Genomic DNA, 17,041 nt, shown 5'->3' with positions numbered 1-17,041 from the left:
CGCCGGACGTGCCGGCTGTCCCCGGACGATCAGCGGCGTCGCAGTGACGGGTCGAGCAGCGCGGGCGGGGTGTCGTACTTCTCGTCTGTGGCAAGGTCGGTGCCGGGTGCGACGATCGCGTCGATCGCGTCGAGCACGTCGGCGGAGAGCACCGTGTCCGCGGCGGCGAGTTGCGCGTGCAGGTGGTCCAGTGTGCGGGGACCGATGATCGCGCTGGTCACGGCGGGGTGCGCGGTGACGAATCCGAGCGCGAGCTGGATCATGGTCAGGCCGGCCTCGTCGGCGACGTCGGCCAGCTGCTCGACCGCGTCGAGCCTGGCCCGGTTGGAGGGGATGGTGGTGTCGAAGCGTTGCGGCATGAACGTCGAGCGGTGGGTGGTGATCTTCTGGCCTGCCCGGATCGCGCCGGAGAGCCAGCCCGAGGCCAGCGGGCTCCATACCAGCACACCGAGGCCGTACTGCTCGGTCACGGGCAGCACGTGGGTCTCGATCCCGCGCTGCAGGATCGAGTAACTGGGCTGTTCGGTGACGTACCGGCTCAGGTGATGCTCGCGGGCGGCCCACTGGGCCTGCACGAGGCGGTACGCGGGGAAGGTCGAGGAGCCGAAGTAGCGGATCTTTCCCGCGCGCTGGAGGTCGGTCAATGCCGACAGCGTCTCCTCGTCACTGGTGCACGGGTCCCACCGGTGGATCTGGTAGAGATCGACGTGGTCGACACCGAGACGGCGCAGGCTGTTGTCCAACTCGGTGACCAACCAGCGGCGCGAGCTGCCCTGATGGTTGCGCTCCTCGCCCATGGGCATGCTCGCCTTCGTGGCCAGCACGATGTCGTCGCGGCGGCCGGCGATGGCCTTGCCGACCATCTCCTCAGACTCGCCGCCGCTGTACATGTCGGCGGTGTCGATGAGGTTGATCCCCGCCCCGAGGGCGGCGTCGACGATGGCGGTGGCCTCGTCCTGGGTGGTGCGCCCGATCTTGCCGAAGTTCATCGCGCCGAGCGCGAGGGAGCTGACCTGCACACCGGTGCGGCCCAAGGTGCGGTACTGCATGACAGTGTCTCCTCCATCGAGGCGTGGTTGGGGATGCGTGGCTTGGTTGCCGGGCCCCTGCTCTGGCATCATGAGCAAACGGAACCGTGTCCCGTTTGACGATACGGAACGTTGTCCCGTTTAGCAAGCTCGGTAGGGGAGGGAACGGCGCGGTGAACGACGGCGATCGGGTCGCGGGGCGTGCGGCCCGGACCAAGCGGGCGGACGCCCGGCGCAACGAGGAGACTCTGCTCGACGCGGCCGCCGCGATCTTCGTCGCGTCGGGCGTGGAAGCGCCGGTACGCGACATCGCGGCCGAGGCCGGCGTCGGGACGGCCACGATCTACCGCCACTTCCCGACGCGAGCGGATCTCATCATCGCCGTCTACCGGCACCAGGTCGAGGCCTGCGCCGAGGCCGGACCGGCCCTGCTGGCGAGCAGCGCGACTCCGCACGCCGCACTGGGGCAATGGATCGGCCTCTTCGTCGAATTCCTGGTCACCAAGCACGGGCTCGCCGCCGTGCTGCAGCCCGACAACGCCGGCTTCGACGCGCTGCACGCCTACTTCCTCGACCGGCTCGTGCCCGTGTGCACCCAGTTGCTCGAAGCCGCAGCCGCCGCCGGCGAGATCCGCCCCGACGTGGACGCCTACGAGCTCATGCGCGGCGTCGGGAACCTCTGCATAGGCGCGGACAGCGATCCCCGCTACGACGCACGTCGCCTGGTCGAGCTCCTCATCGCCGGACTACGTCGACCGCACTGACGATCGGCCGTCGCGCTCATCGTGGAGACCGCCGGCGGCGCTGAGGTGATGCGGGGTATCCACGGCGTGTACTGGTTCATGCCCGCCGCGATCCTGGTCATCCTGGGCTGCGCGACCTGGCGCGCCGCGCAGTTCACCGAGTGTCCGGCCGATCCTCGCCACTGGTCCGGGCCTCGCACCGCTGCTCCTTCCCGGCGGCCGCGCAGCAGCCGTCTCCGCGCCAGGCCTCGCGGCCCTCCTTGACCGCTACCGCGGCGATGACCAGGGCGGCGATCGGGTCGGCCCACGACCAGCCGAAGGCGCTGTTGAGCGCCAGCCCGACCAGCAGCACAGCCGACAGGTACGTGCACAGCAGCGTCTGCTTGGAGTCGGCCACCGCGCTGGCGGAGCCGAGTTCGCGGCCGGCGCGGCGTTGCGCGGCCGACAGCAACGGCATGATCAGCAGGGAGAGCGCGGCCAGGATGAGCCCGGCCGTGGAGTGCTCGGCCTCCCCGGCGCCGGTCAGGGCGCGCACGGCGTCGAAGGTGACGTAGGCGGCCAGCGCGAAGAAGGAGATCGCGATGACCCGCAACGCCGTCCTCTCCCTGGCCTCGTGGTCGGCGGCGGAGAACTGCCAGGCCACCGCGGCGGCCGAGGCCACCTCGACGATCGAGTCGAGGCCGAAGCCGATCAGCGCCGCGGAAGAGGCGATGCCACCGGCGGTGAGGGCGACAGCGGCCTCGATCACGTTGTAGGCGATGGTCACGGCCACCAGCAGCCGGACCCGGCGCGTCAAGGCGGCGCGGCGGGCCGGGCCGGGGCCCAGCGCGATGGAGGTCATCGGCAGGAGTCCTCTCCGGCAACCTGGGCGCACGCACGGTCGGCGTCGTCGGCCACCGCGATGACGGCGGTGCTCAGGGCGGTCAACGCGTGCCCGAGTCGCGGATCGGCCAGCTCGTAGCGGGTGCGGCGCCCAAGGGGAACGGCGACCACCAGGCCGCAGTCGCGCAGGCAGGCCAGATGGTTGGACAGCCGGGTACGGGAGATGCCCAGCAGGTCGGCCAGGTCGGCGGGGTGGGCGGGGGTCTCGCGCAGCGCGAGCAGGATGCGGCAGCGAATCGGGTCGGCCAGCGCGCGGCCGAAACGGGCCAGGACCTCGATCTCGGAGGCGATCGTCAGCATGGCGCCAGAGTACATGAAACCGTGAATTCACGAAATCATGTACTGTGCGCCTCCTGCCGGTCTTCTCGGGTCGCCGGCTCGTCGATGAGCTCCCGACGCGGGCGCGGATCTCGTCGCGGATCGGGCGGGCGGCCTCGATGCCCTGGCCGGCGGGGTCGTCGGACCGCTTGGCCGGTGGTGAGCACCTTGGGCTGCCGGCGCGGTGAGGTCGAGGCCGACCTCGCGCATGGCCTCGGTGGCGACGGGGTTGATCGTCTCGGCGGGGGCGGGGCCGGCGTAGCGAGCGGACACCTAGCCGATCAGCACCGGCTGGACGGACTTCGTCACCACCTCGGCGGCGTCATGCGAGGCCAGGCGTCCCGCGCGGACCTCGTCCGCCGCGCCGTGCAGGATGTAGTGGACGACGCTGACCAGCCAGTCGGTGGGCAGGTCGGTGCGGAAGGCGCCCTGGTCCTGGCCGCGGCGGATGAGCTCGGCCATGCGCTGGACGGGTTCGGCGTGCAGCTCTCGCACCCGCCCTGTGGGGAGGACTCCCTGGGCGGCGGTCAGCAGGGCCGCGGACTCGGCCACGAGCTCCCAGCTCGACGCCAGCAGCCGGGTCATGGCTTCGCGGGCGTCTCCCGCCAGGTCGATGGAGGTCAAGATCTCGTCGCCGGCTCGCAGTGCGTCCACGAGTGCGGCTTCGACCAGGTCGGCCCGGGTGCGGAAGTGCCCGTACAGCGTCATCCGCCCGACGCCGGCCGCCTGCGCGATGTCGTCCGTGGTCGCGTTCGGATCTGAACTGAGCAAGGTGCGCGCCGCGGACACGATGCGGGCGATGTTGCGCTCGGCATCGGCGCGGCGTCTGGAGCGGGCGGAGGGCGCGGCCATGCAGACACCCTAACCCGTATGGACATGTACAGGTTATAGTGAGCGCACATCTCGTATATGAGAGTACGAGTTCAGTCGCATGGAGATCCGATGACCCACCCGTCAGTACGGCAGACATCACCCCACGAGCCGCATCCGGCACGGTGGCGCATCCTGGGCTTTCTCGGGGTGGCACAACTCATGCTGATCCTCGACGTCACCGTCGTGGCCATCGCGCTGCCCCACATCGCGACGGACCTCGGGCTCGGTCGTGAGGCGTTGACCTGGACGGTCAGCGCCTACACGCTCACGTTCGGAGGCCTGATGCTGCTCGGCGGGCGGATCACGGACCTGGTGGGAGCCAAGCGGGTCGTGCTCGCCGGGCTGCTCCTGTTCACCACGGCATCGCTCGTCACCGGGCTGGCGGGGTCCGCGGGCCTGCTGGTGGGCGGTCGCATCGGGCAGGGCGTCGGGGCGGCGCTGCTGTCTCCCGCTGCCCTGTCGCTGGTGGTGGCCCTGTTCGACGGGGAGGAGCGGAACAAGGCCCTCGGCGTCTGGTCCGCGCTCGGCGGCGGTGGCGCGGCCCTCGGCGTCCTCCTGGGCGGCCTGCTCACCGCCGGCCCCGGCTGGCCATGGGTCTTCCACGTCAACGTGCCCATCGGGCTGGTGATCGCCGCGGCGCTCGCCACCCTGCTGCCGGCCCGGATGTCCGAGTCTGCCGGCCGACCCCGGCTCGATGTCCTCGGCGCGATCCTGGTGACGTCCTCCTCCGCGTCGTTGATCTACGCTTTCATCGCCGCCGGCGAGAGGGGGTGGCTCACCGCGCTCACCGGGTGGCTCGTCCTGGCGGCCGCCGTGGGCTACGTGCTGTTCGTGCTGTGGCAGAGGAGGACGCGATCGCCCCTGATGGATGTCCGGCTGCTGGCCCGGCGGCCCGTGGCGACCGGCGCCTTCCTCATCCTGATGGCGACGGCGCTGATGATCGCGGTGTTCTTCCTGGGCACGTTCTACTTCCAGCACGCTCTGGGATACGGCGCGTTGCGGACAGGGCTGCTGTTCCTGCCGGTGGCGCTGGCGACGATGATCGGGGCCAACCTGACCGGACGCATGCTCGGCCGATGGGGTGGACGCGGGCTGGCCGTCGCGGGTCTGACGATCGCGGCGATCGGCATGGCCGTCCCGGCGGTGTCGATGAGTCCTGTCAGCGTCGTGGTGGGCGTGGCCGTCGCGGCGGCGGGCACCGGCGCGATGTTCGTCATCGCCTCGGCGACCGCACTCGGCCAGGTGGCGCCCCACGAGGCCGGGATCTCCTCCGGCATCGTGAGCACCTTCCACGAGTTCGGCGCCTCCATCGGAGCCGCGGTCATGTCGAGCGTCGCGGCCGCGAGCCTGGTCGGGACCACGCTGAGCGGCTTCACCGGCGGATTCACCGTGGCGGCGATCGCGGCAGCGGTCAGCGCCGTCGTCGCCGCGCTGGTGACACCCGGCCGCCCAGGGCGACAGGACCCAGGCCCGTCCTAGCCGGACCTGGGAGGTTTCCGCCCTCCACGCCGCATGACGGGCGGCCCGTCCCTCCAGCGGCGGGCCGTCCCCGCAGGCGCGACGGGGCGCCGGGGAGCCCCGGGCGGGCCCGGGGTCGGCGTGGCAGGATGGAGACGCTGCCGACAGCGCACGGATGGAGACGCTGCCGACAGCGCACGGATGCCCAGGACGCGGCGGAGCATCGGCTGCTAGAAGAGGCTCACGACGAAGCTCGCCGCTGTGAGCAGCGCGGTGCCGGCGAGGGCCACGATCAGGACCACGCACAGGACCTTCATCCACGGTCGCATGCAGTCATCCTGGCGCGCGACTCCACCGCCAATCAAGAGAGGCCGCCCCGCGCCGTGTCGCGAGGTCAGGCCGCGGGTGCCGCCCGAGGGCGAACACCTCCAGCATGTCCTCGCGGCCCGGCTCGGCGAGGTTGGCCACCAGTCCGGCGAGGACGATGACGGTGGGCCGCGGTGACGTCAGCGTGCGCCGCGCGCCGCCGTCGGGCCGGATGGCGGTCCGGCGAGCGTCGGAGTCTCTCACTCGGCCGGCAGCGCCCGTCGCCTCGGCTCGTCCGGCAGCGTCGTGTGGTCGGCGCCGGTGACGGCGTCGAGGGTCTGAACGTCCGGCCCGGTCGAGCCCCCGTACGTGGCGATCTTGTAGTCGATCGCCGTGAGGGAAAGGGTCAGCTCACGGATCCGGCGGCGGATGGTGTCGCGATGTTCGAGCAGCATGTCGAGCCGCTCGGGCACCGAGTGCTCCCCGGCGTCGACGAGCGAGATGTAGTGCTGCAGGTCGCGCATCGGCATACCGGACAGCCGCATCCGGGTGAGGAACACCAGACGCCGCACCGCTTCGGCGTCGTAGACGCGATGACCGTGGCTGTCGCGGGCCACCTCGACCAGCCCGGCCCGCTCGTAGTAACGCAGCGTGTGGGGCGAGAGGTCGAGGAGGCCCGCGACCTCGGCGATCGTCATCGGCTCGGGCACGTCGACCAGCTCGGTGATGCGGTGGATCGCCTCGACCGACAGCGGAGCGTCGCCCCCGAGCGTTTCGAGCGCCCTGGTCATCAGATCGTCGGTGGCCATGACAGCCAGCCTAGATGGGCCGGACCGACGCCGGGACGCCCTCGAAGTCGGCGCTGCGGGCGGTCTCGGCCCACCGCTCGACCTCCTCCAGACCGCGCCGGTACGCACCCGAGACACGCTCGACCGCCTCGCGCCCGAGCGGCAGCCGCAGCGGCACCTCGTCACCGTGCGCGAGGGACACGATGATCTCGGCCGCCCGCGCCGGGTCGCCTTCCTGGCGGCCGTCGGTCCCGGCCATGTCGGCGCGGACGTCGGCGAGCAGGTCGCGGTAGGTCTCGGACGCCTCGACGAACTCGAGCACGTCGGCCGCGTTGAAGGCGGTCCGGAACCGGCTGGGCTCGACGATCAGCACGCGGATCCCGAACGGCGCGACCTCCCCGGCCAGGGCCTCGGACCAGCCTTCGAGGGCGAACTTCGACGCGGAGTACGCCGACACGCCGGGGAACGACGCCCGCCCGCCCTGGCTGCTCATCTGCACGATCGTCCCGGTGCCCCGCGCGCGCATCGCGGGCAGCGCCGCGCGGACGAGCGCGGCGGGGCCGAACAGGTGCAGATCCATCAGCTCACGCAGCTGCGCGTCGCTGACCTCCTCGACCGCTCCGACCACGGCCCGGCCCGCGTTGTTGACGAGGACGTCGAGCTGACCGAAGCGGTCGAGGGCGTCCCGCACCAGGTCCGAGGCGGCAGCGACGTCTCGGGCGTCGAACTGCGCGATCAGGCAGTCGTCCGGGTACGCGGACTCCAGGTCGGCCACACTCTCGGGCCGGCGCACCGCCGCCACCACGTGGTCGCCCGCCGCGAGCGCCGCCTCCGCCAGTGCGCGTCCGAAACCGCGGGACGCGCCGGTGATGATCCAGGTCTGTGTCGTCATGGTGGGAACGCTATGGCTTCGAGCGCGCTCGAACGCAAGAGGATCTGGGGCCCGGTGCCGTTCACCCCGGCGGCCGAGACGACTCGCCTACGGCGCAGCCGTGCACGATGACCTGGGCCACGTCCCGGGCGATGTCCCTGCTGACGCTGCCTGCCGGCGCGGTGACCAGGGTGAACAGCGCACCCCCGTAGAGCGCGATCAGGGCGGGGATCTTCTCGCGGGGGATGGCGAGGCCGAGTTTGTCGTGGTGCCCGGCGGTGATCCGCAACGACGTGTTCTGCAGGCCCGCCAGCGCCGAGGCGAGCACGGGCCGGCGTGCGGCCTCCAGTTGGAGTTCGAAGATCGCCAGGTAGCGGTTGCGCCGGGTGGTCGCCGCGGTGAGCAGCGATTCCGCCAGCAGGTCGGCCAGCGTCGCGGACTGCGCGGTGGCCTGGTCGGTGGCTCGGTCGGTGTCGGTGTGATGCAGCTCGGCGATGCGCTCCGCGGCGGCCACGAGCAGCGCCTCCCGGCTGCGGAAGTAGTTCGAGGCCGTTCCCGGAGGAAGGTCCGCCTCCTTCTCCACCGCGCGGTGGGTCAGTCCGTGCACGCCCGAGGACGCCAGCAGATCGATGGCGGCATCGGCCAGAGCTCGGCGACGGGCCGGATTGGTGGGCGGCATGCGACCATGCTACCAATAGCCGTACTAGTACGATCGTAGTGAATCGGTGAGGGAGGTCCCATGAGGATCGTGGTGGTCGGTGCGGGGCTCGGGGGAGTGGCGGCCGCGGTGGGGCTGCATCGCCTGGGCCACGAGGTGACCCTGTTCGAACGCGACGCCGAGCTCCGGGAAGCGGGCACGGGGATCGTGGTCATGCCCAACGGGCTTCGCGCGCTGGACGCGCTGGGGCTGGCCGGAGACGTTCGCGGGCACGTCCTGCCTGCCGCCCGCGCGGGATTGCGGGACTGGCGCGGACGGCCGCTGCTGGTCACCGATGCGGTTCAGGCGCAGCAGGAGATCGGGACACCCGCCATCATCGACCGGGCGCGACTGCACCGGGCGCTACGCGCCCCGCTGCCCGCCGACCTGGCGCGAACCGCGACCCCGGTCGAGCGCCTGGAGCCCGACGCCGCCGGGGTGACCGTGATCAGCGACGGCAACCCCGTCGCGAGAGCGGACGCCGTGATCGCGGCCGACGGCCTCGGCAGCAAGCTGCGCGGACAGCTCTTTCCCGGCCACCCCGGGCTGCGGCGGACCGGCCGGATGGACCTGCGCGGCATGCTGCCCCGCCCTCCCGGCCTGGTGACGGACCTGCTCGCCAGCCAGTTGGTCGACCGCCGCAGCGGGGCGATGTTCGGCCTGTTCCCCGTCGGCGAGAACCACCTGTACTGGTTCACCGACTCCGCCCAGCACGGCCCGCCCCCCGGCGCGGACGAGGCGCGCCGGCAGATGCTGTCCCTGATGGCCGACTGGCACCCCCTCGTCACCTCACTGATCGAGGCCACCCCGCCCGCCGACATCCACGTCGACCCGATCACTCGCCTGGCAGAACCCCTGCCCTCGTTCGCGGCCGGCAGGATCGCGCTCCTCGGCGACGCCGCGCACGCCATGCCACCCGACCTCGGCCAGGGCGCCAGCCAGGCCTTCGAAGACGCGGCCGCGCTGACCCGCCACCTGACCGGCGCCGAACCGGCAGACGTCGCCCAGCGGCTCCTGCGCTACGACGCCGAGCGCAGACCCCGTGCCAACCGCATCATGCGGGCGGCGTCGCGGCAATCGCGGCTGACCTGCTGGACCGGCGTCCCCGCGTGGATACGCGACGCGTCGCTGCGCGCCGTACCGTCCCGGCTGGCCACCCGGCAGCTTGCCGCCCTCTGGCACGCCCAGTAGTGCCGTTCGGCCACCTCGGCGGCGCGGGCGGCAATCCAAGTGCAGCCGTGGCGGCCGCGCTCAGCACGGCCGGGCTCGTTCTCGCTCGACGCCTGCCTACCTGGGGGCCTGACATCCGCGCCGCGGTCGCGAGCCAACCGTGCTGGAGGTCAAGCCTTCGGTGGTGTGCGTTCGGGGGGCATGCCGGGCCCGACCACGGCCCGGATCTCGGCCGGGTCCTCCACGCGGCCGCAGTGGGCGCACACCGTCTGCTCGGTGACCCCGGCGCCGCACACCGAGTGGGTGTAGAGGATCGGCGGCTCCCCGTCGGTCGCCCACCGGTCGCCCCACTCGGTGAGCGCGACCAGCGCGGGCGCGAGCGCGCGCCCCTTGTCGGTCAGCAGGTACTCGTGGAGTTCGGGCTGCTCGGAGTACTTGTGGCGCCGCATGATCCCAGCCTCGACGAAGCCGTCGAGCCGGGCCTTGAGGATGTTGGTCGCGATGCCCAGGTTGCGCTGGAAGTCGCTGTAGCGGGTGGCCCCCCCGAACAGGGCGTCGCGAACGATCAGCAGGCTCCAGCGTTCGCCGATCACCTCCAGGGAGCGTGCGATCGAGCACACCTGTGAGTCGTAGGTCTTCCCCAGCATGCGCCCCAGTCTACCGGGCAGGCGCTTGCGTCATGAAAGCGACCGACATAAGGTGGCTTGCATGATGCAAGCAACTCAGAAGCAGGACTTCACCACCACCTTCTCGGTGGATCGAAATCCCCGGGAAGCATTCGAGGCCATCACCAACGTCCGCGGTTGGTGGTCCCAGGAGGTCGAGGGCGTCACCGACCAGGTCGGCGGCGAGTTCGACCACCACTACAAGGACGTCCACCGCTGCAGGATCCGCGTGACGGAACTCGTGCCCGGCCGGAAGGTCGCATGGCTCGTCCTGGACAACTTCTTCAACTTCATCGAAGACCAGGCCGAATGGAAGGGCACCGAGGTCGTCTTCGAGATCTCCGAAAAGGACGGCGGCGCCGAGGTCCGCTTCACCCACGTGGGCCTGGTTCCGCAGTACGAGTGCTACGACGTGTGCACCAACGCGTGGAACGGCTACCTCGGCGGCAGCCTGCGCAACCTGATCAACACGGGACAGGGGCAGCCCAACCCGAAGGAGGGCGGGAACGCCCCGGCCCACCAGGACGCCGCCACCGTGCTGCGCGCCAGGCGCACACCGTAAGCACCAGCCGGCCGGCACCGGGTCTCGCAACGTTTGAGATGACCGCGTTCCGATTGCCGGCGCCGAATGAGGGATCGGGCGGGCGCTGGTTCTCAGCCGGGCCGGCCGACACCGTGCGGGATGTCCTCCAGCAGGCGGCGCAGTTCGGCGGACGGCTGGACGCCCGGCACCGGCGGCCGGCCGTCGATCACGAGGGACGGGACGCCGGTGACGCCGTGCTCGGCCGCGCGACGCCGGTCGGCGCGGACCTCCTCGGCGTGGTCGTCGCCGGCGAGGAGAGCCCGCACCTCGGCGTCGGCCAGCCCCGCCTCGCCGCCCAGGCGGCGCAGGACCTGCGGGTCGGCCACGTTCAGCCCTTCGGTGTGGTAGGCGCGCAGCAGCCGTTCCACTATCTGGTCGGCGCTGCCGCGGGCGGCGGCCAGCCGGCACAGCCGGTGCGCGTCGAAGGTGTTGACCGGCCGGGCCAGATGCAGGTTGAGCTCCAGTCCTTCGGCGGCGCCGAGGGACCGGATGTGGGCGATCCGGGCCTGCGCGCGGTCTCCCCACCAGCCGGTCATGGCCTCGGCGGCCGTGGGGCCGGGAGTCCGGCCTTGGTCGGGGGCGAGCTCGAAGCCGCGCCAGACGAGCCGCACCCGGTCCCGGTCGGCGAGTTGGTCCAGCGCCGCGGTCAGGCGTCGCTTGCCGATGTAGCACCACGGGCACAGCACATCGGCGTAGATCTCGACCTTCATGAACGTCCTTCGAGGGGATCGATGTGTGACGGGGGCGCAGGGCAGGCTCTCCCGGCGACCCATCCTGCAACCTCAAGCGCTGTTGAGGTCAACGGCTCCCGGGCGGCGGTCGCACGCAAGGCGGCCGTCAGGGAGCCGGGCCGGGGGAGCGGGCCGTCGGCGGGCCTCGCGCTCGCCGGACGGGAGACGACGCTGCCGGGGCCGTGCCGGCTGACCGCGCAGACGCGGCGCACCGGCGGGACGACCGAGATCGACACCGTGGACCTGCGGATCGTGCCGGACGCCCAGGGCGTGGTCTTCCGTGACGGTTTCTCCTCGGCGGCGGCCACGGCCGAGGCGTGGAGCGCAGTCCGGCTACCTCGTCTACCTGCGCCCGAACGGGTCGGTCGAGGTGTTCCGGGCGGGCACGGGCGTCATCGCGACGGGCTCCGGCGCGGCGGTGACGGGGCAGGTGAGGTTCCGCGTCGAGCTGCGTGGCGCCGAGATCCGGGCCTTCGTCGGCGACGAGACGGCGCCGCGCGATCGCCGCACGGCGGCGGGGCTCAGGATGCGGCGGCGTAGAGGAGGTCGCGCAGGCCGGGGAGCTGCTCGCGATCGCCGCGCCAGACCAGGCGCAGGCTCAGGTCCGGTGCGGCGAGCGCCAGCCGGGTCAGGGAGCCGGACGCCAGAGCGGCGGCGACCGCGAACTCGGGGAGCAACGCGATGCCCAGGCCCTGCTCGGCCCACGCGCGCATCACCGCGACCCCGCCGGAGCGGACGCGTTCGGGGCCGTCGCCGATGATCCGGTCGGCGGCCATCCAGAAACTGCACGCCGGTACGTTCACGAGCAGCCGCTCACCGAGCAGGTCGGCCGGGTCCACCGGCGAACGCCCACGCAGCGGGTGGTCCGGAGCCGCGACGAGGACGAGCGGCACCGTGCCGACGTCGAGGAAGGTCAGCGGGGCGGGCGGCGGCGGGAAGCCGAGGTCGCCGAGGGCGGCGCCGGTGTCCATCAGGAGCGCCGCCTCCAACTGCCCGGCCGCGACGTCGGCGAGCAACTGGTCGCGGCTCACGCTGGGGCGCACCTCGACCCGCAGGCCGGGGCGGCGCGAGGCGAGCCGGGCGAGCACGCGCGGCACGTGGGTGGCCGCGATGGTCTCCAGCGCGCCGAGCCGTACCGCCTCCTGCTGCCCGGTCACGTCGCGGCGTGCCTGCTCGGCCTGGTCCAGCAGGCGGCGCGCCCAGCCGAGCAGGCGTTCGCCGGGGTCGGTCAGGGTCATGCCCGTCGCCGTCCGCTCGAACAGCGCGACCCCCAGCGACTTCTCCAGGGCGCGGATCTGCTCGGAGACCGTGGAGGGGGCCAGATCCAGGGCGACGGCGGCGCCCGTGACCGTCCGGTGCCGGACCACCGCCTCGAAGGTGCGTAGCTGGCGTAGTTCCACGTCACTGACAACTCCGGCGGGCGTTCGGTGATTCCGAACGGGGCGTGCGGCCGAGCCGGTGGAGCGTCCCGCGCGGGCCCGTGACAGTGGAGATCATGACGACTGTCGAAGTGCGCGCCCGAGTCGGGCGCAGGCCGCTCGTCCTGCTGGGCATCTCGCTGGGCTATTTCATGGTGTTGCTGGACATGACGGTGCTGTCGGTGGCCGAGCCGGACCTGGCCGCCTCGCTGCGCATCTCCATCGCCGGGCTGCAGTGGGCGACCACGGGATACACCGTGGTGTTCGGCGCCTTGCTGCTGTCGGCGGGGGCGGTGGCGGACCGGTACGGCGCGCACCGGGTGTTCCGGGCCGGCGTGGCGGGGTTCGGGCTGGCCTCCGCGCTGTCGGCGCTCGCGCCGACGCTGCCGGTCCTGGTGGGATTGCGCGGAGTGCTGGGCGCCGCGGGGGCCGCGTGCGTGCCGGCCTCGATGGCGTTGATCGCGCGGTTGTATCCGGAACCGGCCGGCCGGATCCGGGCCGTCGCCGCCTGGGCGGCCATCAGCGGCGCCGCGGTGGCCGCCGGCCCGGTCGTCGGCGGCGCCCTCGTCGAGCTGGCGGGATGGCGGGCGATCTTCCTGGTCAACGTGCCGATCGCGGCGCTGGTGCTCGCCCTGACCGCCGGGCGGGCGCTGGTCTGCCCGCGCGGCGAGCGGCGGATCGACTGGGCGGCACAGCTGGCCGCCTGCGCGGCGCTGGCGATGCTGACGGACGCGCTCATCGCGACCGGCGCGGGTTCCTGGGCGCACGCGGCCGGGTCGGCTGCGGCGACCGCGCTGGCCGGAGCCGCCTTCCTCGCTCTGGAACGGCGCAGCGCCACGCCCGTCCTCGACCGAGTGCTGCTGCGCAGCCGCGGCGTGCGAGCCGGGCTGGCGGCGGGCGCGGCGGTCAACTTCGCGCTCAACGGCACGCTGTTCGTGCTGCCCCTCGTGCTGCAGCGGGACCATCATCTCGGCGCCGCCGCCAGCGGCCTGGCGTTCCTGCCGCTGACGCTGCCGTTCGCGCTCAACCCGCCGCTGACCGGCCGGATCGCGGCCCGGGTCGGCCCGCGCCCGCCCATCCTGGCGGGGATCTCCCTGATCACGGTGGGCTGCGGCGTGCTCGCCTGGGCGACGCTGGTGGGGGCGGATTACGGATGGCTCGCCGTCGGGCTGCTGCTGATCGGGTTCGGGGTGTCGTTCGTGCTGCCCGTACTCGTCTCGTCGATCATCGACGCCGCGCCGGAGGGTACGGCGGGAGCGGCGGGAGGGGTGCTGAACGCGGTCCGCCAGACCGGGGCCACGCTGGGCGTCGCCACCATGGGCGCCTGTGTCGGCCTGGGGGCGGGATCGGCGGCCGCGCTGCTGCTCGCGGCGGTGGTCTGCGCGGCGGCCGGCATCGGGTTCGCCACGGGACACCGGGCCGTTCCGCTCACGTCGCGCCCCGGCCACCGCGCGCGGCCGGCCGTCCACGTCCCGCGGGACAGCTGATCATCTCGCGTGCGGCATCAGCCCGGAGTGTCACCGGCCTCCCGTGCCACGCCTTCCAACCGGTTCCGGTAGTCCTCCCACCACGCCTGGTCGACCGGCGCCATGTTGGTGTTGTCGGCCCGCAGACCGACGATCCCGTCGATCAGCTCCCGGACGATGTCGGCGTGCCCGGCGTGCCGTTGGGTCTCGGCGATCACGTGCACCATGATCCGATGGAGCGTCACCTGGCTACGGTCGTCCGGCCACCACGGGACGCGGCCGACCGAGTCCAGCGTCAACGCGTCGATCGTCGCGTCCGCGTGCGCCCACGCCCGGCGATACAGCCCGGTGATCTGCTCGCGCGACTCGTCGGCGGTCGCCCACATGTCCGCGTTGGGTTCCGCGCCGTCCCCGAACCAGGGCAGCGCCTCGCCGGACGGCCGGCCGAAGACGTCGCCGAAGTACTCCAGCTCGATGCTGGCCACATGTTTGACCAGGCCCAGCAGGTTGGTCCCGGTCGGCGTCATCGGCCGGCGGATGTCGTATTCCGACAACCCGTCGAGCTTCCACAGCAGGGATTCACGGGCGGTTCGCAGGTAGCGGTGAAGGTCCGCTTTCGGGTCTGATCCGAGCATGCCGGACATTCTGTCACCGCGTTGGGCGAGCCGGCTCCGGCCGGCGCCGCGTCAAGGCGCGTTCAGGTTCGCTGCAGAGACCCTTCGGGACGGTGAACCGCTCACGGGCCTGTTCCACGGCGAGTCGTCATCGCGCCACGGGTTCGTGCGCCCCCACCCGCAGGTGACTCCCGAGAAGGACCGATGATCACAGCTGCACCAGGCCGTGCACGACGCGCTGCGCTGACCGCCCCGGCCGCACGCGCCCGTACGGGCGCGTGCGGTGGGGCCGGCCCTGGGGAGGGAGGCCGGCCCCACGTGGCGGCTCGGGGGTCAGCCCAGGCCGTTGCGCATCGCGGTGATCAGCTCACCGTTGGTCGTGTCACCGCTGAGTTCCCAGAAGAACGCGCCGCCGAGGCCCTGGTCCTTCGAGTAGCCCATCTTGCCGCCGATGGTGCTCGGCGTGTCGTAGCTCCACCACTGGTTGCCGCAGTGGGCGTAGGCGGTGCCCGCGACGGTGCCCGTCGCGGGGCAGCGGGTCTTGAGCACCTTGTAGTCCTCGATCCCCTGCTCGTACGTGCCGGGCGCGGGGCCGGTGGCCGTGCCGCCCGGCGCGGCCTGGGTGACGCCCGTCCAACCGCGGCCGTAGAAGCCGATGCCGAGCAGGAGCTTGCTCGACGGCACGCCCTTGCCCTTGAGCTTCTGGATGGCGTTGTCGGAGAAGAAGCCCGGGGTCGGGATGCCGCTGTAGGAGGTGAGCGGCGAGTGCGGGGCGGTCGGGCCCTGGGCCGCCCAGGCGCCGAAGAAGTCGTACGTCATGACGTTGTACCAGTCGACGTACTGGGCGGCGCCGCCGTAGTCGGCCGCGTCGATCTTGCCGCCGGAGGTGCCGTCGGCGGTGATGGCCGCCGTCACCAGGTTGCCCGCGCCGAAGCGGGAGCGCAGCGCCGACATCAGGGTGCGGAACGCCGCCGGGCCGCTGGTGTCGCAGGTCAGGCCGCACGCGTTCGGGTACTCCCAGTCGATGTCGATGCCGTCGAAGACGTCGGCCCAGCGCGGGTCCTCCACGAGCCGGTAGCAGGACTCGGCGAACGCCGCCGGGTTGGCCGCGGCCTGGCCGAAACCGCCGGACCAGGTCCAGCCGCCGAAGGAGAACAGCACCTTGATGTGGGGGTACTTCTTCTTCAGCTTGCGGAGCTGGTTGAAGCTGCCGCGCAGGGCTCCGGCGTCCCAGGTGTCGGCGACGCCGTCGACGCTCTCGGCCGCGCTGTAGAACCGGTCGTAGTCGGCGTAGGAGTCGCCGATCGCGCACTGGCCGTTCTGCACGTTGCCGAAGGCGTAGTTGATGTGCGTCAGCTTCGCGGCCGAGCCGCTGGTGTCGATGTTCTTGACGTGGTAGCCGCGCTGGTAGACGCCCCACTGGACGAAGTACCCGAGCACCTTGTCGCCACCTCCGCCTCCGCCGCCGGTGGTGGTGGCGGTGACGGGGTCGCTGGGGGGTGAGAGGTTGCCGGCGGCGTCCTTGGCGCGGACGGTGTAGGTGTAGGGGGTGTTGGCGGTCAGGCCGGTGTCGGTGTGGGTGGTGCCGGTGACGGTGGTGACGAGGGTGGTGCCTCGGTAGAGGTTGTAGCCGGTGACGGCGACGTTGTCGGTGGAGGCGTTCCAGGTGAGGGAGACGCTGGTGGACGTCACGCCTGTGGAGCGGAGGTCGGCCGGTTTCGAGGGTGGCTGCGTGTCGCCGCCTCCGCCGCCGGTGGTGGTGGCGGTGACGGGGTCGCTGGGGGGTGAGAGGTTGCCGGCGGCGTCCTTGGCGCGGACGGTGTAGGTGTAGGGGGTGTTGGCGGTCAGGCCGGTGTCGGTGTGGGTGGTGCCGGTGACGGTGGTGACGAGGGTGGTGCCTCGGTAGAGGTTGTAGCCGGTGACGGCGACGTTGTCGGTGGAGGCGTTCCAGGTGAGGGAGACGCTGGTGGACGTCACGCCTGTGGAGCGGAGGTCGGCCGGTTTCGAGGGTGGCTGCGTGTCGCCGCCTCCGCCGCCGGTGGCCTTCCACAGGGCCGGTACGTTCGGCGGCTCCCAGCCGGGCTGGGAGGTGTGGCTCTGCAGGCACTCGTACTCGGTGCCGTCGTAGGTGACGCGGGTGCCCGCGGTGTAGGCCGTCCACGGGGCCCACGCCGCCAGGGCGCTCGCCGAGCTGAGGGATGTGGTCGCGCCGTAGGCCCCGGGCGGGGCGGCGACGGCCGCGGTGAGCGGCAGCAGTAACGCCGTCAGGCCGGCCAGGATCTTGCCGATGGTCTTGTGTCTCATGATTCTCCGGCATCCGGGTGATCGGGGGGTGGGATGGGAGTGGTCAGACAGGAGAACTCTTAAGAAAGTTTCCTGTCTAATTGCTCACGAACGTAGCTCGCGCCCGGGGTCGCGTCAACCATGACG

18 protein-coding genes are annotated in these 17,041 nt (G+C 72.1%); 5 read left to right on the top strand and 13 right to left on the bottom strand.

The window, feature by feature from the left end; genetic code table 11:
* Positions 1-29: 29 nt before the first annotated feature.
* Entirely contained in the window at positions 30-1,049 is a 1,020-nt protein-coding gene (locus FHU36_RS01095) for an aldo/keto reductase (RefSeq protein WP_185081944.1), read from the bottom strand.
* Between the two features lie 152 nt (positions 1,050-1,201).
* On the opposite strand from FHU36_RS01095, the gene FHU36_RS01090 reads away from it, so the two are divergent.
* Positions 1,202-1,792: a TetR/AcrR family transcriptional regulator gene (locus FHU36_RS01090; RefSeq protein ID WP_185081943.1), complete on the top strand. Its 591-nt coding sequence runs from the start codon at positions 1,202-1,204 to the stop codon at positions 1,790-1,792.
* 133 nt (positions 1,793-1,925) lie between these two features.
* On the opposite strand, the gene FHU36_RS01085 is transcribed toward FHU36_RS01090, so the two are convergent.
* The 3 genes from FHU36_RS01085 to FHU36_RS01075 all read right to left on the bottom strand — a co-directional run bounded on the left by FHU36_RS01085 (position 1,926) and on the right by FHU36_RS01075 (position 3,823).
* Positions 1,926-2,612 carry a cation efflux transmembrane domain-containing protein gene (locus FHU36_RS01085; RefSeq protein ID WP_185081942.1) on the bottom strand — a complete coding sequence of 229 codons (687 nt, stop codon included), beginning with the start codon at positions 2,610-2,612 and terminating at the stop codon, positions 1,926-1,928.
* Positions 2,609-2,953 carry an ArsR/SmtB family transcription factor gene (locus FHU36_RS01080; protein WP_185081941.1) on the bottom strand — a complete coding sequence of 115 codons (345 nt, stop codon included), beginning with the start codon at positions 2,951-2,953 and terminating at the stop codon, positions 2,609-2,611. Before FHU36_RS01080 ends, FHU36_RS01085 begins: the two co-directional genes overlap by 4 nt.
* Before the next feature lie 291 nt (positions 2,954-3,244).
* Entirely contained in the window at positions 3,245-3,823 is a 579-nt protein-coding gene (locus FHU36_RS01075; protein WP_185081940.1) for a TetR/AcrR family transcriptional regulator, read from the bottom strand.
* Positions 3,824-3,913: 90 nt separating this feature from the next.
* On the opposite strand from FHU36_RS01075, the gene FHU36_RS01070 reads away from it, so the two are divergent.
* A complete protein-coding gene (locus FHU36_RS01070; protein ID WP_185081939.1) occupies positions 3,914-5,323 on the top strand; it encodes an MFS transporter in 1,410 nt (469 codons plus the stop codon).
* A 312-nt stretch (positions 5,324-5,635) separates the two neighbouring features.
* Here FHU36_RS01070 and FHU36_RS01065 read toward each other — a convergent pair whose 3' ends face one another.
* The 4 genes from FHU36_RS01065 to FHU36_RS01050 all read right to left on the bottom strand — a co-directional run bounded on the left by FHU36_RS01065 (position 5,636) and on the right by FHU36_RS01050 (position 7,946).
* On the bottom strand, positions 5,636-5,872 hold the full coding sequence (locus FHU36_RS01065) for a hypothetical protein (RefSeq protein ID WP_185081938.1): 237 nt from the start codon (positions 5,870-5,872) through the stop codon (positions 5,636-5,638).
* The gene (locus FHU36_RS01060; RefSeq protein WP_185081937.1) at positions 5,869-6,417 is read right to left on the bottom strand and encodes a MerR family transcriptional regulator; all 549 of its coding nucleotides are present in this window, start codon (positions 6,415-6,417) and stop codon (positions 5,869-5,871) included. The genes FHU36_RS01065 and FHU36_RS01060 overlap by 4 nt, the downstream gene beginning before the upstream one ends.
* Positions 6,418-6,427: 10 nt before the next feature.
* On the bottom strand, positions 6,428-7,288 hold the full coding sequence (locus FHU36_RS01055) for an SDR family NAD(P)-dependent oxidoreductase (protein WP_185081936.1): 861 nt from the start codon (positions 7,286-7,288) through the stop codon (positions 6,428-6,430).
* Between the two features lie 61 nt (positions 7,289-7,349).
* Positions 7,350-7,946 carry a TetR/AcrR family transcriptional regulator gene (locus FHU36_RS01050; RefSeq protein WP_185081935.1) on the bottom strand — a complete coding sequence of 199 codons (597 nt, stop codon included), beginning with the start codon at positions 7,944-7,946 and terminating at the stop codon, positions 7,350-7,352.
* Positions 7,947-8,006: 60 nt separating this feature from the next.
* Between FHU36_RS01050 and FHU36_RS01045 the strand changes: the two genes are divergently transcribed.
* The gene (locus tag FHU36_RS01045; RefSeq protein WP_185081934.1) at positions 8,007-9,155 is read left to right on the top strand and encodes an FAD-dependent monooxygenase; all 1,149 of its coding nucleotides are present in this window, start codon (positions 8,007-8,009) and stop codon (positions 9,153-9,155) included.
* Between the two features lie 149 nt (positions 9,156-9,304).
* Here the strand turns inward: FHU36_RS01045 and FHU36_RS01040 are convergent, their stop codons facing one another.
* The gene (locus tag FHU36_RS01040; protein ID WP_185081933.1) at positions 9,305-9,781 is read right to left on the bottom strand and encodes a winged helix-turn-helix transcriptional regulator; all 477 of its coding nucleotides are present in this window, start codon (positions 9,779-9,781) and stop codon (positions 9,305-9,307) included.
* A 61-nt stretch (positions 9,782-9,842) separates the two neighbouring features.
* Here FHU36_RS01040 and FHU36_RS01035 point away from each other — a divergent pair, with 61 nt between their 5' ends.
* Positions 9,843-10,361 (top strand): SRPBCC family protein, encoded by a 519-nt coding sequence (locus FHU36_RS01035; RefSeq protein ID WP_185081932.1) that lies wholly within the window; start codon positions 9,843-9,845, stop codon positions 10,359-10,361.
* A gap of 92 nt (positions 10,362-10,453) precedes the next feature.
* Here the strand turns inward: FHU36_RS01035 and FHU36_RS01030 are convergent, their stop codons facing one another.
* Positions 10,454-11,092 (bottom strand): DsbA family oxidoreductase, encoded by a 639-nt coding sequence (locus FHU36_RS01030; protein ID WP_185081931.1) that lies wholly within the window; start codon positions 11,090-11,092, stop codon positions 10,454-10,456.
* 542 nt (positions 11,093-11,634) lie between these two features.
* Entirely contained in the window at positions 11,635-12,513 is an 879-nt protein-coding gene (locus FHU36_RS01025) for a LysR family transcriptional regulator (protein ID WP_185081930.1), read from the bottom strand.
* 95 nt (positions 12,514-12,608) lie between these two features.
* On the opposite strand from FHU36_RS01025, the gene FHU36_RS01020 reads away from it, so the two are divergent.
* Entirely contained in the window at positions 12,609-14,018 is a 1,410-nt protein-coding gene (locus FHU36_RS01020) for an MFS transporter (protein WP_185081929.1), read from the top strand.
* Between the two features lie 17 nt (positions 14,019-14,035).
* Here FHU36_RS01020 and FHU36_RS01015 read toward each other — a convergent pair whose 3' ends face one another.
* Together FHU36_RS01015 and FHU36_RS01010 are read right to left on the bottom strand one after the other, a co-directional pair.
* The gene (locus tag FHU36_RS01015) at positions 14,036-14,632 is read right to left on the bottom strand and encodes a DinB family protein (RefSeq protein WP_185081928.1); all 597 of its coding nucleotides are present in this window, start codon (positions 14,630-14,632) and stop codon (positions 14,036-14,038) included.
* A 312-nt stretch (positions 14,633-14,944) separates the two neighbouring features.
* On the bottom strand, positions 14,945-16,915 hold the full coding sequence (locus FHU36_RS01010; protein WP_185081927.1) for a glycosyl hydrolase family 18 protein: 1,971 nt from the start codon (positions 16,913-16,915) through the stop codon (positions 14,945-14,947).
* Positions 16,916-17,041: the final 126 nt, after the last annotated feature.

It is taken from the genome of Nonomuraea muscovyensis, assembly GCF_014207745.1.
GTDB classification, from domain to species: Bacteria; Actinomycetota; Actinomycetes; order Streptosporangiales; family Streptosporangiaceae; genus Nonomuraea; species Nonomuraea muscovyensis.
This window is presented reverse-complemented; position numbering and strand designations above follow the sequence as displayed.

What these genes read in the sequence shown, in the direction of transcription:
- FHU36_RS01095 (WP_185081944.1), bottom strand. Translation starts at nt 1,049, where the DNA reads ATGCAGTACCGCACCTTGGGCCGCACCGGTGTGCAGGTCAGCTCCCTC.
- FHU36_RS01085 (WP_185081942.1), bottom strand. Translation starts at nt 2,612, where the DNA reads ATGACCTCCATCGCGCTGGGCCCCGGCCCGGCCCGCCGCGCCGCCTTG.
- FHU36_RS01080 (WP_185081941.1), bottom strand. Translation starts at nt 2,953, where the DNA reads ATGCTGACGATCGCCTCCGAGATCGAGGTCCTGGCCCGTTTCGGCCGC.
- FHU36_RS01075 (WP_185081940.1), bottom strand. Translation starts at nt 3,823, where the DNA reads ATGGCCGCGCCCTCCGCCCGCTCCAGACGCCGCGCCGATGCCGAGCGC.
- FHU36_RS01070 (WP_185081939.1), top strand. Translation starts at nt 3,914, where the DNA reads ATGACCCACCCGTCAGTACGGCAGACATCACCCCACGAGCCGCATCCG.
- FHU36_RS01060 (WP_185081937.1), bottom strand. Translation starts at nt 6,417, where the DNA reads ATGGCCACCGACGATCTGATGACCAGGGCGCTCGAAACGCTCGGGGGC.
- FHU36_RS01055 (WP_185081936.1), bottom strand. Translation starts at nt 7,288, where the DNA reads ATGACGACACAGACCTGGATCATCACCGGCGCGTCCCGCGGTTTCGGA.
- FHU36_RS01050 (WP_185081935.1), bottom strand. Translation starts at nt 7,946, where the DNA reads ATGCCGCCCACCAATCCGGCCCGTCGCCGAGCTCTGGCCGATGCCGCC.
- FHU36_RS01045 (WP_185081934.1), top strand. Translation starts at nt 8,007, where the DNA reads ATGAGGATCGTGGTGGTCGGTGCGGGGCTCGGGGGAGTGGCGGCCGCG.
- FHU36_RS01040 (WP_185081933.1), bottom strand. Translation starts at nt 9,781, where the DNA reads ATGCTGGGGAAGACCTACGACTCACAGGTGTGCTCGATCGCACGCTCC.
- FHU36_RS01035 (WP_185081932.1), top strand. Translation starts at nt 9,843, where the DNA reads ATGATGCAAGCAACTCAGAAGCAGGACTTCACCACCACCTTCTCGGTG.
- FHU36_RS01030 (WP_185081931.1), bottom strand. Translation starts at nt 11,092, where the DNA reads ATGAAGGTCGAGATCTACGCCGATGTGCTGTGCCCGTGGTGCTACATC.
- FHU36_RS01020 (WP_185081929.1), top strand. Translation starts at nt 12,609, where the DNA reads ATGACGACTGTCGAAGTGCGCGCCCGAGTCGGGCGCAGGCCGCTCGTC.
- FHU36_RS01015 (WP_185081928.1), bottom strand. Translation starts at nt 14,632, where the DNA reads ATGCTCGGATCAGACCCGAAAGCGGACCTTCACCGCTACCTGCGAACC.
- FHU36_RS01010 (WP_185081927.1), bottom strand. Translation starts at nt 16,915, where the DNA reads ATGAGACACAAGACCATCGGCAAGATCCTGGCCGGCCTGACGGCGTTA.